This window comes from Actinosynnema sp. NPDC059335 (assembly GCF_042752395.1).
Taxonomy (GTDB): Bacteria; Actinomycetota; Actinomycetes; order Mycobacteriales; family Pseudonocardiaceae; genus Actinosynnema.
In genome coordinates this window covers 1-14,396 of the sequence record NZ_JBHYXZ010000013.1, presented here as the reverse complement: position 1 = coordinate 14,396, position 14,396 = coordinate 1, and the positions used below count along the sequence as shown (strand labels likewise).

Sequence of the window (14,396 nt, the reverse complement as noted above, 5' to 3'; positions counted from 1 at the left end):
CGGGGGGGGGGGGCCGCGCCCGGGGGGGGGGCGCGGGGGGGGGGGGGGGGCCCGACCGGCGTGGCGGCCGGCCCCGCACCCCCGCTCACTTGAACAGGCGCAGCGGCACGGCGGCGGCCATCGCGGCCATGCCCGCGTCGTTCGGGTGGAGGTGGTCGCCGCTGTCGTACGCCGGGTTCAGCCGATCGGGTTGCTTCGGGTCGCGCACCGCGCGGTCGAAGTCGATCACGCCGTCGTACTCGCCGCCGGTGCGGATCCAGTGGTTGACCGCCTGGCGGGCCGCCTCGTTCTCCGGGCTGTGGAAGCCCAGCGTGTCGTCCCGGAACGGTGTGATGGTGCCGCCGTGGATCCGCAGGCCCCGGGCGTGCGCACGGGCGATCAGCTGCCGGTGCGCGCCGATGATGTCCTGCGCGGTCACCTTCTCCGACAGCGGCGCGCTCGTGCCGGGGTGGCCGAGGTCGTTCACGCCGAGCAGCACGACGACGTGCCGGACGCCGGGCTGGGCGAGCACGTCGCGGTCGAAGCGGCGCAGGGCGGACTGCCCGAAGTACGGCGCGTAGTTCTCCGCCGGGTGGCCGGCCGGCGGGTTGGGGTCGTGCAGCAGCCGGTTGCCGCTGATGCCCGCGTTCACCACGCCGAGGTGGCGCAGGCTCCGCTCGTCCTGCAACCGCCGGGCCAGGACGTCGGGCCAGCGCCGGTTCGCGCCGCGCGTGGTCTCCGCGCCGTCGGTGATCGAGTCACCGAACGCGACCACGGTCGCGCCGCGCTTGCCCGTGACGCTGACGCCGGTCAGGAAGTGCCACTTGCCGAGCACGCCGGTCGGCGTGATCTCGGTGCGCCCGGTGACGTTGCCCGCCGCCACGTAGCCGTCCTGGAAGGGGAACGCGTGCACGGTGGTCGCGGGCGTGCGCCGGGGCAGGTGGATGCTCACCACGAGGTCCGAGTCGGCCGCCACGGACAGCGACACCGGGTCGCTGAGCAGGGGCGTGCCGGCGGGCAGGGTCGCGGACGGGCGACCGCCGAACGTCAGCCGCCGGTCGGTGCCCGGCTCGATCGCCGAACCCGTGCCGGCGCGGCGGGCGACGTGGGCCTCGCCGATCACGAGCGGCTGCGTGCCGAACTCGTTGGACAGCCGCACGCGCACCGTGTCGCCGCCGACGCTGAGGTGCACGACCTGGCGCAACGTCTGGTCCTCGAACGACGTGGTGTCCGAGGCGGGCACGGTGGTGGGCGACGTCGCCCACGCGCCGACCCACACCCCCCCCGCCGACGCCGACGCGGTGGGCGGCGGCCGGTCCAGCACGGCGGCCGCCGCGGGCCGCCCCCCGCGCGTCACCCCCGGGCTCCCCGGGCGGGCCGGTCGAAGCGCCAGCCGTCGGCGCGCAGCTCGGGGATCAGCCGGGCCACCGCGTCCACGGTCTGGCCCCGGTCGTCGGGGCCGTCGTGCAGGAGCACCACCGCGCCCTCGGTGAGGCCGTCCTTCACCCGGCGCACCAGCTCGTCGACGCCGGGCGGCTCCCAGTCGCCGATGGCGAGCCGCCAGCCGAGCGGCGTCATGCCGAGCTTGGCCGCGACCTGCGGCGTCTGCCCCCAGCTCCCGTAGGGCGCGCGGAAGTAGCGGATCGGCACGCCGGGCGCGGCGCGGTGGATGGCGGCGCTCGTCCGCTTCAGGTCGGCCTCGATCTGCTCCGGCGTCCACGAGCCCATGTCGTCGTGCCGCATGCTGTGGTTGCACAGGGTGTGCCCGCCCGCCACGATCTTGCGCACGAGCTGCGGGTTGGCCTCCACGTACTCGCCCCACAGGCAGAAGACCGCCTTGACGTGGTGGCGGCGCAGCACGTCGAGCAGGCGCGGGGTGTCGGCCGGGTTGGGACCGTCGTCGAAGGTGAAGGCGACCGTGCGGCCGCCGTGCTCGGTGGAGTCGACGATCACCGGTTCGGCCGCGGCGGCGGGCGCGGAGCTCAGGCCGAGCACCAGCCCGGTGGTCAACAGCACGGTTCTCCACCTCATCGGGAAACCCCTTCCGTCGGACGAGCGCTGACCACTATCAGGTCGCGATCAACCCGCCTACCAGAGGTTGCGCGGAAGTTTCGGGTCTCAACTGGCCGCCGCCGCGAGGGGCCGCGCGGGTCGGCAGCCCTGCGCGTCGGCCATGGCGGAGTACGCGTCGCCCAGGCCGGGGTGGTAGGAGGCGTACGGGTCCCCGACGTCCTTGAGGATCGCTTCCGCCGCGTACCGGTACGCCGCGGCCGGGGCAGGGGCACGATGTCGGGGACGACCCGGACCTCTTGCCCCACCTGTCGTCGGCCGGCCGCCCGCCGCTCCGACGCGCCGGACGTGGGCCGGCCGGTAGACTGCGCCGTCACGCGGTTCGGGGGGTGTCGCCGTTGCGGTTCGCGGTGTTGGGGCCGTTGCGGGTGACGCGTGACGGCGTGCCGGTGGCGGTGGGCGGGCCGAAGCAGCAGCGGCTGCTCGCGGTGATGCTGTTGCGGCACAACGAGCCGCTGCGCGCCGACTGGCTGGTCGACGCCCTGTGGGACGGGCGGCCGCCGGCCAGCGCCGAGGTCACCCTCCGCACGTACGTGGCCGGGCTGCGCCGCGCCCTGGAGCCGGACCGGCCGGCGCGGTCGTCGGGCGGGCTGCTGCTCAACCACCCCGGCGGCTACGAGCTGCGCGTGCCGCCCGAGGCGATCGACTTCGTGGAGTTCACCGAGCTGGTGCGGCGGGCGGGCGAGGCGGCCGACCCGGTGACGGCGGAACGCCTCCACGCCGACGCGCTGGCCCTGTGGCGCGGTGACCCCGTCGACGCCGCCGCCGTCCGGCCCGAGGTGGCGCGGCTGGTCGAGGCGAGGGTGGCCGCCGAGGAGGGCCGGTTCGCCGCCGCCGTCGCGGCCGGCCGCGCGCCCGTGCCCGAGCTGCGCCGGTTCGTCGCGGCCCACCCGGAACGGGAGCGCGCCCGCGCGCAGCTCATGCTGGCGCTCTACCGGACCGGCCGCCAGGCCGACGCGCTCGCCGTGTACGCCGAGGGCCGTCGCGTGCTGGTCGAGGAGTACGGCGTCGAGCCGGGGGCGGACCTGCGCGACCTGCACCGCCGGATCCTCGACCACGACGTGCCCGCCGAGGTCCCGCCGGCCGGCGACCGGCTCGTCGGGCGGGACGGCGAGCTGGCCTCGTTGCGGGGGCTGCTGGCGGCGGCGTCGCGCGCCGGGCGCGTGGCCGCCGTCGTCGGCGAGGCCGGCATCGGCAAGACCAGCCTGGCCCGCGCCGTGGCCGACCACGCGGCGGCGCGGGGCGTCCCGGTCGTGTGGGGCCGGTGCCCGGACCTCGGCCAGGCGCCGCCGTTCTGGCTGTGGGCGCAGGTGGTGCGCGCCCTGGTCGCCCTGCCCCAGGCCGGCGAGGCCGGTCGCGCGCCCGCGCTGGCCGGGTTCGCCGCCGGGCCGCTCGCCGACTCCGGCGTCGACCCGGCCGCCCGGTTCCGCACCTACGAGGCGGTCGCCGAGCTGGTGCGGGCGGTCGCCGCGCCGGCCGGGCTGGTCGTCGTACTGGACGACGTGCACGCCGCCGACCGCGACTCCTTGCTGCTGCTGCGCTACCTGAGCACCACGCTCCACACGGGACGGACGCTGGCGCTGCTCACGTTGCGGCCCTACGAGCACGACCCCGACCTGGTCGCCACGCTCGCCGACCTGGCCCGCGCGCCCGGCTTCCGGCAGGTGCGCCCGGCCGGGCTGGACGCGGACGCCGTCGCGGACCTGGTGCGCGGCCGCACCGGCGTCGAGCCGTCGCCGCGCCTGGTGGCGGGGCTGGTCGAGCGCACCGGCGGCAACCCGTTCTTCATCACCGAACTGCTCAGCGCGGACGACGGCGCGCCGCCGCCGGGTGTGCGCGACACCGTCCGGGTGCGCCTGAACGCGCTCGACGCCGCCACGCGCGAGTGCCTGGACCTGCTCTGCGTCGCGGGCCGCGACCTGGAGCTGCGGGTGCTCGCGCGGGCGTGCGGCGGTGACGTGGCGCACCGGCTCGCGCACCCCGGCGCGGCCCACCTGGTCGTGGAGGGCGGCCCCGGCGTGGTGCGGTTCCGGCACCCGCTGTTCGCCGAGGCCGCCTACGCCGACCTCGCGCCGACCCGTCGCGCGGCGCTGCACGCCCGGCTGGCCGACGCGGGCTCCGACGTGCTGACGCCCGCCGAGCTGGCCCACCACTACGGGCAGGCGGTGGGCCTGGGTCGCGGTGACGACCACCTGCGGTGGACGCTGCGCGCGGCCGAGGACGCCACCCGCCGGCTGGCCTACGAGGACGCGCTGGCGCACCTGGACCGGGCCGCCCCGCTGCTGACCGGCTCGCCCGACCGGGAGCTGGAGGTGCACCTGCGCCGCATGGCCTTGCTCCAGATCACCGCCGGCGTCGGGGGCGACGCCGTCGACCGGGCCGCCGCGCGGGCCAGGGCGCTGCTGCCCCGCGTGGACGCCGACCCGCGGCCCGCGTTGTGGACGCTGGGCGAGCTGGCGTGCACCCGGGCGGAGTTCGGGCTCGCCGCCGACCTGGCCCGGCGGATCGTGGGCGGCGAGGGCGTGCTGTCGGCCGCCCGCCCGTACCTGCTCGGCGTGGTCGGCTACTTCACCGGCCGCCTCGCCGGGGCCGACGCGGACCTGACCGAGGCCGTCGACCGGCTGCGCGACCTCGACCCGCGCCAGCTCGTCGGGCAGGCGGGCCGCACGCCCACGCTGTCCCCGTACGAGTTCCGCGCGCTGGTGCGGTCCCTGCGCGGGGACCGCGAGGCGGCCCGGGCGGACCTCGACGCCGCCCGCGACCTCGCCGAACGCGCCGACGACCCGTACGGCCGGGGCAACGCCGCCCTGTTCACCGCGTGGTTGGCGATGCAGGAGCACGACGTGGAGCTGGGCGGAGAGGCGGCGCGGCGCTGCCGGGAGATCGGCGAGCGGCAGGGCATGCGCCACTTCGTGACGACGGGCGACTTCGTGGCGGAGTGGGCGGCCGTGCGGGCCGGGGCGGCGGACCGGCTGGACGCGATGCGGGCCGCCGCCGCGGCGGTCTACCGGCCCGGCCTGCGGTCGACGCGCACCGTGACCACCGCCGCCATGGCCGACGCGTGCCTGGTCGCCGGGCTGCCCGCCGAGGCCGGGCGGCTGGCGGAGGAGGGCCTGGCGTTCGCGGAGGCGACCGGGGAACGGGTGCTCGTGGCCGAGCTGCGCCGGGTCCGGGCCGTCGTCCGGGGTGACGCGGCGGAGCTGGCCGCGGCCGCCGGGCTGGCCGCCGCGCAGGGGGCGCTGCTGGTGGCGGCGCGTGTGGAGGCCGACCTCCACACGGATTCCACAGCGGCCCGCTGACATGGGCGCATGGAGTTCGACGTGGTGGTTGTCGGTTGCGGTCCCGTGGGCGCGGTGACCGCGAACCTGCTCGGCCTGCACGGCGTCCGCACGCTGGTCGTGGAGCGCGCCACCGCGCCGCACGGTCAGCCGCGGGCGTTCTCGTGCGACGACGAGGCGTTGCGGATCTACCAGCAGGCCGGTCTCGCGGTGGGCCGCGACATGCACCGGCCCTCGACCGTGGAGTACGTGGACGCGGCCGGGCGGCCGTTCGCCACGATCGCGCTGGACGAGATCGACTTCGGCCTCGGCGCGGGTCCCCTGCACTTCTTCGACCAGCCCCGGCTGGAGGCGGCGCTGCGGGCGGGCTTGGCGCGGTTCCCGCACGTGGAGCTGCGGACCGGGGTCGAGCTGGTGGAGCTGGGCGAGGACGACGTGGTGGTCCGCGACGTCCGGACCGGCGAGCGGGAGACCGTCCGCGCCCGCTACGTGCTGGGGTGCGACGGCGCGCGCAGCGCCACCCGGGCGGCGGCCGGGATCGGGTTGTCCGGGTCGTCCTACGGCGAGCCGTGGCTGGCGGTGTCCGGTTCGGTGGAGCCGGGGGCGGTCCGGGTGCCGACCACGCGGTTCGTGTGCGACTGGCGGCGCCCGGCGTTCGTGTCGCCGGGCGCGTTCGACACCTACCGGGCGGAGTTCATGCTCCGGCCGGGCGAGACCGCCGAGGAGATGACCCGGGACGACACCATCGCGCGGCTCGTGGGCCCGTACGTGGACCCGGAGCGGTTCACCGTCACGCGGGCCACCGTCTACACGTTCCACCGCCTGGTGGCGTCGCGCTGGCGGTCGGGGCGGGTGTTCCTGCTCGGTGACGCGGCGCACCAGATGCCGCCGTTCCTGGGCCAGGGCCTGTGCAGCGGGCTGCGCGACGCGGCGAACCTGACCTGGAAGCTCGGCCTGGTGCTGCGCGGTCACGCGGACGAGTCCCTGCTGGACAGCTACGAGGCCGAACGCCGGCCGCACGTCGAGGAGATGGTGCGCACGAGCGTGGGCCTCGGCCGGGTGTTCCTGGTGCGCGACCGGTTCGCCGCCGCGGTCCGCGACGCCGTGCTGCGCGCGGCGCAGACCGTCCCGCGGGTACGGCGCTTCGTGCGGCACTTCGAGTTCAAGCCGCTGCCCGCCCTGCGCCGGGGCGTGCTGGCGGGCGGGAGGCGGCGCGGCCCGGTGGGCACGATGTTCCCCCAGCCGGCGGTGGCCGTGCCGGGCTCCGCGACGCCGCGGCCGCTCGACTCCCTGCTGGGCGCGGAGTTCACCGTGATCGGGCCGGGCGTGGACCGGGCGACGGCGACGGGCTGGCAGGGTCCGCCCGCGCGGTTCGTCCGCGTGCTGCGGAGTCCCGACGACGACACCGCCGGGGTGACGTCGGTGGTGGACGTGGACGGCGCGCTGACCGCCTGGTTCGCCCGGCACGGCACGGAGGTGGCGGTGTTGCGGCCGGACCGGTTCGTCTACTCCCTGCGGCCGGAGATCGAGGCGGGCGGAGGGCTGCGGCCCGTCGGACCGGCGCGTCAGAACGCGTAGTTCACGACGAACGCCGGGTGGTCCGTCCGGTACATCGCGTAGGTCTCGGTCGACACGAAGGTCAGCGTGCGGGCGATGACGTGCTGCACGTCGCCGTCGCCCTTGCGGAACCAGCCGGACGGCACGCAGTTCTGCGCGTTCGTGGCCGAGCCGGGGCTGTAGCGCAGGTTCAGGTCGCCGGCCACGACGTGCCGGGTCGTCGCGGAACCGGTCGGGTCGAAGGACAGCGGGATCGCGGGCACCAGCTCCCGGCACTGCGCCAACGCGGTCGTGCCGGTCGTGCTCAGGTGCGTGGTGCAGGCGGTGAACCCGCGCACGCCGCTCAGCGCGCAGGCCCACGCGCGGACCTCGGTGCCGCCGTCCTGCGCGGTGTACGTGCCGTCACCGCCGCTCCGGACGCCCTCCTTGACGATGACCGCGCTGCCGTAGGCGCCCCTGCCGTCCGTGCACTCGATGTTCGCGCCCGTGGGCTCGCGCCGCGCGAACGCGAACCGGTATCCGGCGGCCGGGCCGACGGCGGCGGTCAGCCGGGGCACGTCGGACAGGCACACCTCGTTCGCCAACACCACGTCCGGCGCCCGGCGGCCGATCATGGTCACCGCCTCGTCCACCGCCCGCCCACCCTGGTAGCAGCCGGCCACGCCGCTGTTGCACAGGTTCATCTGCAACACCTTGACGGCGGTGGCGGCGCCCGCGGGCGGCGTCGCCAGACCGCAGAGCAGGAGCACGGCCAGGAAGGGGGCGAAGGTGCGGCGCGGCAGGCCCATGTCCCCATGTTCGCCTGCCACACCGCGCGTGACCAGGGTTGATACCTTGCCCGCATGGCGTTCACGCTGGAGCAGCTACGGGGTTTCGTAGCCGTCGCGGAGGAGTTGCACTTCAGCCGTGCCGCCGCCCGGCTCGCCATGACGCAGCCGCCGCTGAGCAGGCAGATCCAGAAGCTGGAGCGGGCGGTGGGGGCGCGGTTGCTGATCCGGGACAACCGGCGGGTCACGCTCACCGCGGCGGGCGAGGTGTTCCTCCTGGAGGCGCGGCGGCTGCTGTCGCTGGCCGAGACCGCGTCCGAGCTGGCCCGACGGGTGTCCTCCGGGTCCAGCGGCGTGGTGCGGGTCGGCTTCACCGCGTCGGCGACCTACGGCATCCTCGGCCGGCTGCTGGACGAGCTGGCCGGCCACCTGCCCGACGTGGACGTGGAGCTGGCCGAGATGGTGACGCGCGAGCAGGTCGCCGGGCTGGCCAACGAGGAGATCGACCTCGGGCTGGGCCGCCCGCCGGTCGACGACTCGACCTTCGGCTCCCGGCTCCTCTACCGGGAGGGGCTGCTGGTCGCCGTGCCCGCCGGCCACCGCCTGCTCGCGCTCGGCCGGGACGCGACGCCCGCCGACGTGGTCCGCGAGCCGGTCATCATGCACTCGCCCACCGACGCCCGCTACTTCTACGACCTGGTCGTGCGCACGGTGCCGATCGCGCCGGAGAACACCGTGCACACGGTGGGCCAGGTGCTCACCATGCTGTGGCTGGTCGCGGCCGGTCGCGGGATCGCGTTCGTGCCGGAGTCCGCGGCCCGGCTGCGCATCGACGGCGTGGGGTTCGCGCGGCTGGACGCCGCGGTCGCCGAGCCGGTGGAGCTGCACCTGCTGTGGTTGCGCGCCTGCGCGAACCCGGCGCTGTGGCGGACGTTGAGCGTGCTGGAGGGCCGCACGCCGTTCCGGTGATGCTCTCGCGGTATCACGCAATGCCGAACTACTCTTGGACAAGCATCGCCCCTGGTCCATAGCTTGGGGGCCGTGACGCACCCAGCCTCCCTCGCCGACCGGCTCGCCTCCGGGCTGCTCTCCTTCCCGGTCACCCACTTCGACGCCGACCTGCGGTTCGACGAGGCCCGCTACCGAGAGCACCTGTCCTGGCAGGCCGGCTTCGACGTGGCCGGGCTGTTCGCCGCGGGCGGCACGGGCGAGGGCTTCTCGCTCAGCCCCGCCGAGGTCGACCGGGTCGTCCGGGTGGCCGTGGACGAGGTCGGCGGCCGGGTGCCGGTCGTCGCGCCCGCCACCGGGGCCACCGTCGTGTCCGCGGCCCAGGCGCGGGCCGCCGAGGACGCGGGCGCCGCCGGCGTCCTGCTGTTCCCGCCCTACCTCACCGAGACCGACCAGCGCGGTCTGGTCGAGCACGTCTCCGCGGTGTGCCGGGCCACCGGGCTGGGCGTGATCGTCTACAGCCGGGCCAACGCCGTGCTCACCGACGCCACCGTCGCCGAGCTGGCCGACCGCAACCCCAACCTCATCGGGCTCAAGGACGGCATCGGGGACATCGAGCGGATGACCCGGACCTACGCCCGCGTCGGCGACCGGCTGATCTACATCGGGGGCCTGCCCACCGCGGAGACGTTCGCCCTGCCGCTGCTCCAGCTCGGCGTCACCACGTACTCGTCGGCGCTGTTCAACTTCGTGCCCGAGTTCGCGCTGCGGTTCTACGCCGCGGTCCGCGCCCTGGACCGGGCCGCCGTGTACCGGATGTTGGCCGACTTCGTCCTCCCCTACCTGGACCTGCGCGACCGCGCCCGCGGGTACGCGGTGTCGATCGTGAAGGCCGGGCTCACCGCGGTGGGCCGGGACGGCGGCCGCGTGCGCCCGCCGTTGAGCGACCTCACCGAGGACGAGCTGGCCCGGCTCACCGACCTGGTGCGCCGCGTCGCCTGACCCACCCCCGACCGAAGGAGCCCGATGTCCTCCAGCCCCGCCGTCAGCGACCGGATCAGCTCGGTGGCGTTGTCCTCGGTGCGGCTGCCGCTGCCCACCCCGATCAGCGACGCGAAGGTGTTCACCGGCCGGCAGCGGCCGATGACCGAGGTCGCGCTGCTGTTCGCCGAGATCCGCACCGAGGCGGGGTGGGAGGGGCTCGGGTTCGGCTACAGCAAGCGCGCCGGCGGCCCGGCGCAGTTCGCGCACGCCCGGGAGGTCGCCCCGGAGCTGATCGGCGAGGACCCGAACGACATCGGCCGGCTGTGGAGCAGGCTGGTGTGGGCGGGCGCCTCGGTCGGGCGCAGCGGCGCGGCCACCCAGGCGCTGGCCGCGTTCGACATCGCGCTGTGGGACCTCAAGGCCAAGCGCGCCGGCCTGCCGCTGGCCAAGCTGCTCGGCGCGCACCGCGACTCCGTGCGCTGCTACAACACCTCCGGCGGCTTCCTGCACGAGAGCGTGGAGCGGATCAAGGACAACGCCGACCGCACCCTCGACTCGGGCGTGGGCGGCATCAAGATCAAGGTCGGGCTGCCGGACGCCGCCGAGGACCTGCGCCGGGTCGCCGCCGTCCGGGAGCACCTCGGCGCGGGCGTGCCGCTGATGGTGGACGCGAACCAGCAGTGGGACCGGCCCACCGCCGCGCGCGTGTGCCGGGCGCTGGAGGAGTTCGACCTGGTGTGGATCGAGGAGCCGCTGGACGCCTACGACGTCGAGGGCCACGCGGAGCTGGCCCGGTCGCTGGACACGGCCGTCGCGTCCGGTGAGATGCTGACCAGCGTGGCCGAGCACCACGAGCTGATCCGGGCCGGCGCGGTGGACGTGCTGCAACCGGACGCGCCGCGCGTCGGCGGCATCACCCAGTTCCTCAGGCTCGCCACCCTCGCCGACCACCACCACCTCCAGCTCGCGCCCCACTTCGCCATGGAGATCCACGTCCACCTCGCCGCCGCCTACCCGCGCGAGCCGTGGGTGGAGCACTTCGACTGGCTGCACCCCCTGTTCAACGAACGGCTGGAGATCAGCGGCGGGCGGATGCACCTGTCGGCCCGGCCCGGCCTCGGCGTCACCCTGAGCGAGCGGACACGCGCCTGGACGGTCGAGACCGCGACGGTCGACGCACCCCGGTGACCTGCTCACCGGCCGCGGCGCTGCCCACCGCCCGGAACTGTTCGTCTACGCCACCGCCTACGACCGCGGCACCGGGTCGGCGCGCGACGCCGTGCCGCTCAGGTGCTGTCGGCGCCGGTCCCGACCGGGATCGCCCTCGTCCCGGGGTGGAGCACGAGCGGCGCGAGTCGGACCCAGTCGACGTTCGGGCCGTGGCCGCCGGCGTTGCCGAAGGTGAGGTCGCCGTCGTCGGTGACCAGGTCGAGCGGCGAGGTCTCCGGCCAGAAGCCGTCCCAGGTGTAGTTGTGGCGGTACGGCGCGCGGGTCGTGCCGCCGCCGGCTTCCACCACGTCGAGGAACCGGGTGACCGCGTCGGTGTTGTAGAGGTGGCCGGTCTCCTTCTCGGCGTGGGCGTAGGCGACGGTCAGGTGGTACCGGCCCGCGCCGAACCCGGCGGGGCGCGGGACGGTCAGCGTGCCGCCGCGGCCGAGCCGGGCCACGTACGCGCCGCCGGACGCCCACGGCCCCGGCGTCACCACCGCTCCCCCGCCGAGCCGGCCGTCCTCGGCCTCGACCCGGACGGCGTGCCGGTCGGCGGCGGCGTCGCGCAGGCAGGTCAGCGTGCCCAGCACGAGCGGCGCGGGGCTCTCGTTGGTCAGGACGACCTCGGTGATGCCGGCCTTGAGGTGCGCGGTCACCTCGCCCGACCACGCGCCCTCCCGCTCGGCGGTCAGGTCGCCGCCGAGCGCCCGGCGGCCGGACAACGTGAGGCCGAGCGTGGCGCGGGCGACGGCGAGCCAGGTGGCGGACAGGGCGTGGTAGCCGTCCTCGGCGGCGGACACGTACGTGGTCACCGAGTCGCCGGGGTCCAGCACGACCGCGTCGGGCACGCCGAGCCGCAGCGCGCGCTCGCCGCGGTCCACGGAACCGCCGGACCGGCGTGACTCGGCGAGCGGGTACACCGTCCGCTCGGGACCGGCGACCTCGGTGAGGTCGAACCGGTCCAGCGCCACGTCCGCCGGCGCGCCGAGGAACCCGTCGGGCCCGGTGGCGCGCAGGGAGACGCGGCGCCGGCCCGCGGTGAGCGACAGGTCCGTGTCGAGCCTGCCCCGGTAGTCCGCGGCGAGCGTGGCCGGGAAGATCAGGTCCCGCACGTGCGCGTCGTCCACGTAGAGCGCCAGCCGGCCGACGAACCCGTCCGTGCCGTAGAACACGCCGAGCCGGTACGCGCCGTCCCGGGGCACGTCCACGTCGACCGTCACGCGGGAACCCGGCTCCCGCAGGGACCGCACGTCGGCGCCGCCCGACGTGGTGTACCGCTGGGCCATCTCGTGCGAGCCGGAGCCGTCGTCGCGGGTGGCGACGACCGCGTGCTCGACCGTGCCGGCCTCGGCCTCGTGGCTCGCCCGCCACGGCGCGTCGGCCCGCGGTGGCGCGCCGGGACCGGCCGGGGTGATCACCACCCGGTGCGCGGCCAGCGGGTCGCCGCCCGGCACCGCGATCGTGACCCCGCCGTCGACCACGCGGATCCGGTCCGCCGCGACCACGGGCGGCTGCCCCGCGTCGCCCTCGTAGCCCGACCACCCGGTCCGGGAGATCCGCACGTCCACCTGTCCGCCGAACAGCCCCCGGTCCAGGCCCGTCACCACCACGTCGACCGGGTTGGCGGTGCCGCCGAGCAGGACGGTCGCCCTGGCGTCGGCGCGGTCGAGCGCGGCGAGGCCCTGGAGCGTGTCGCGGGTGCCCGGCCTGGGCGGGGTGACCCGGACCGTGTCGCCGGACAGGTCCGCGTACCACTTCGCCAGCCACCAGCCGCCGTTGGCGCGGGCGGTGCGCACCGCGTGGTCGCTGAGGTTGCCCGCGACCGTCCAGTACGCCATCTGCCCGTCGACCTTGGTGTCCTCCAGCATGGCGAGCCACTGGACCAGTCGGCCGGGCACCGACGTGTCGCGCCGGTTGGCGTACTCGTTGATGTTGACCGGCCGCGGCGCGAGGCCCAGCGACCGTTCGAGCGCCCGGTAGTCGGCGTGGTGGGCGCGGTAGGTCGAGAGGGAGTCCGGGCCCAGTTCGTGCCAGGTGACGATGTCGGGCAGCACGTCGTGCGCCTTGGCGTGGACCAGGAAGTCGCGGAGGTGGTCCGGCCGGTAGCGGGTCTCGCCGGGCCCGGCGATGCGGGCGTCGGGCAGCACGGACCGCACCAGCCGGTGGACGGTGGTCCAGTCGGCGAGGAACCGGTCGCGGTCGGCGTCCCGGTCGGCGTACCAGATGAAGTCCGGCTCGTTGAAGATCGTCCACACGAACCGGTCGCGGTCGGGCCGGGCGGCGACCCGCGCCAGCCGGGGCCGCAACCGCGCGACGTAGTCGTCGATGCCGAGGTTCTCGTAGGGCCAGCTCCGGTAGACGTCCTGCGCGTAGACGTGCAGTTCCCCGCCGCCCGCGGCGAAGAAGCCGTCCGCCACCGCCAGGGCGTCGCCGTTGGGGTGCTGCTCGCCGTCCGGCGCCTTCTGGGACACCGTGCGCGGCCGCATGCCGGCGATCAGGTCGTGCGACGGGACGCCCGGATCGCCGAGGCCGTAGAGGACGCCGGTCGCGCCGCCGCGGAAGGGACCGGTCGGCGAGCCGAGGTCGACCCGCAGCTCCTCGGTCGTCGTGGGCGCGGTCGGTGCGTCTCGCATCGGTGCTCCTGTCGGGTGGGGGTCATTCGACCGCGCCGCCGGTTCCCGCTCCACCCGTGGCCGGTGACGCCGGACCGGCGGTGATGCGGAACAGGCGCGCGGACGGGGTGTCGGCGCGAACCGGCGTGACGGTCAGCGACCCCGCGCCGGGGTCCCAGACGTGGGTCCAGGCGGGCAGGTCGCGCGGGTAGAGCAGGTCGACGTCGACGTGCCGGCCGCGCAGGTGGGGCAGGGACAGCGCCACGTGGTCGCCGTCCCGCCGCCACACGCACACGTGGGTGACGTCGCCGGAGCGCAGGCCGAGGCTCAGCCACGGGTCGTCCCACCGGGGCAGGCCGAGCGGCCAGACCGGGACCGCGCCCGCCAGGTCCGCGCGCAGGTCGCGGTGCACCCGCACCGCGTCGCGCACCGACCGGAGCCGGTCGGGGCGCAGCAGGTCGAGCCGGCCGGACAGGTAGAGCCGGCCGAGCATCCCGGTGCACAGGGTGTGCGCGAACAGCTCGTCCGGCAGGTCGGGCTGCGGGTAGGCCCAGTTCGCCGCCTGCTCCGGCAGCACGGACATCGGCGCGGACACCGCGATGGGCGGGTACCGCGCGGGGTCCTGCTGGTCGCTGGTGGACTGCAGCTGCATCCGGGACAGCAGCGCGTAGTCCATGCGCATCGCCCCGGACGCGCAGTTCTCCAGGACCAGGTCGGGGTGCCGGTCGAGCAGCCGGTCCAGCCACCGCAGGTGGGCGCGGTTGTGCGCGAGCAGGCCCGCGCCGGGGCTGTCGGCGGCGACGTCGGTGCCCGCGCCGGGGTCCACGTTGTAGTCGAGCTTGAGGTAGCCGACGCCGAGGTCGGCGACCAGCCGGTCCACCACGGCGTCCAGGTGCGCGCCTGGCAGGTGTCCTACCGCACCAATGATTCGCACGGGAACGCGGAGCTGGGCATCACCACGCTGCTGGTGCCGGCCGCACCCTGGACCGGTC

The 14,396-nt window shown here is 75.9% G+C and carries 10 protein-coding genes; 5 read left to right on the top strand and 5 right to left on the bottom strand.

Annotated elements, in window-relative coordinates; translation table 11 throughout:
* Nucleotides 1-85: 85 nt before the first annotated feature.
* Together ACFXGA_RS06425 and ACFXGA_RS06420 are read right to left on the bottom strand one after the other, a co-directional pair.
* Nucleotides 86-1,336, bottom strand: coding sequence for an SGNH/GDSL hydrolase family protein (locus ACFXGA_RS06425; RefSeq protein WP_378084838.1), 1,251 nt, complete (start codon nt 1,334-1,336; stop codon nt 86-88).
* Nucleotides 1,333-2,010, bottom strand: a complete 678-nt coding sequence (locus tag ACFXGA_RS06420; protein ID WP_378084837.1) for a polysaccharide deacetylase family protein — start codon at nt 2,008-2,010, stop codon at nt 1,333-1,335. The genes ACFXGA_RS06425 and ACFXGA_RS06420 overlap by 4 nt, the downstream gene beginning before the upstream one ends.
* 368 nt (nt 2,011-2,378) lie before the next feature.
* Between ACFXGA_RS06420 and ACFXGA_RS06415 the strand changes: the two genes are divergently transcribed.
* Nucleotides 2,379-5,348, top strand: a complete 2,970-nt coding sequence (locus tag ACFXGA_RS06415; RefSeq protein ID WP_378084836.1) for a BTAD domain-containing putative transcriptional regulator — start codon at nt 2,379-2,381, stop codon at nt 5,346-5,348.
* A gap of 9 nt (nt 5,349-5,357) precedes the next feature.
* Entirely contained in the window at nt 5,358-6,905 is a 1,548-nt protein-coding gene (locus ACFXGA_RS06410) for a bifunctional 3-(3-hydroxy-phenyl)propionate/3-hydroxycinnamic acid hydroxylase (RefSeq protein ID WP_378084835.1), read from the top strand.
* Here the strand turns inward: ACFXGA_RS06410 and ACFXGA_RS06405 are convergent.
* The gene (locus ACFXGA_RS06405) at nt 6,893-7,672 is read right to left on the bottom strand and encodes an endonuclease/exonuclease/phosphatase family protein (RefSeq protein WP_378084834.1); all 780 of its coding nucleotides are present in this window, start codon (nt 7,670-7,672) and stop codon (nt 6,893-6,895) included. The two genes, ACFXGA_RS06410 and ACFXGA_RS06405, sit on opposite strands and share 13 nt — an antisense overlap.
* 54 nt (nt 7,673-7,726) lie before the next feature.
* On the opposite strand from ACFXGA_RS06405, the gene ACFXGA_RS06400 reads away from it, so the two are divergent.
* From ACFXGA_RS06400 to ACFXGA_RS06390, 3 genes are all read left to right on the top strand, one after another.
* On the top strand, nt 7,727-8,620 hold the full coding sequence (locus tag ACFXGA_RS06400; RefSeq protein WP_378084833.1) for a LysR substrate-binding domain-containing protein: 894 nt from the start codon (nt 7,727-7,729) through the stop codon (nt 8,618-8,620).
* Between the two features lie 72 nt (nt 8,621-8,692).
* Nucleotides 8,693-9,601: a 5-dehydro-4-deoxyglucarate dehydratase gene (gene kdgD, locus ACFXGA_RS06395; protein ID WP_378084832.1), complete on the top strand. Its 909-nt coding sequence runs from the start codon at nt 8,693-8,695 to the stop codon at nt 9,599-9,601.
* 24 nt (nt 9,602-9,625) lie between these two features.
* Nucleotides 9,626-10,771 (top strand): mandelate racemase/muconate lactonizing enzyme family protein, encoded by a 1,146-nt coding sequence (locus ACFXGA_RS06390; protein WP_378084831.1) that lies wholly within the window; start codon nt 9,626-9,628, stop codon nt 10,769-10,771.
* Nucleotides 10,772-10,869: 98 nt separating this feature from the next.
* On the opposite strand, the gene ACFXGA_RS06385 is transcribed toward ACFXGA_RS06390, so the two are convergent.
* Both ACFXGA_RS06385 and ACFXGA_RS06380 read right to left on the bottom strand, forming a co-directional pair.
* A complete protein-coding gene (locus ACFXGA_RS06385; RefSeq protein WP_378084830.1) occupies nt 10,870-13,425 on the bottom strand; it encodes a hypothetical protein in 2,556 nt (851 codons plus the stop codon).
* A 22-nt stretch (nt 13,426-13,447) separates the two neighbouring features.
* Nucleotides 13,448-14,284: an alpha-galactosidase gene (locus tag ACFXGA_RS06380; RefSeq protein WP_378084829.1), complete on the bottom strand. Its 837-nt coding sequence runs from the start codon at nt 14,282-14,284 to the stop codon at nt 13,448-13,450.
* Nucleotides 14,285-14,396: the final 112 nt, after the last annotated feature.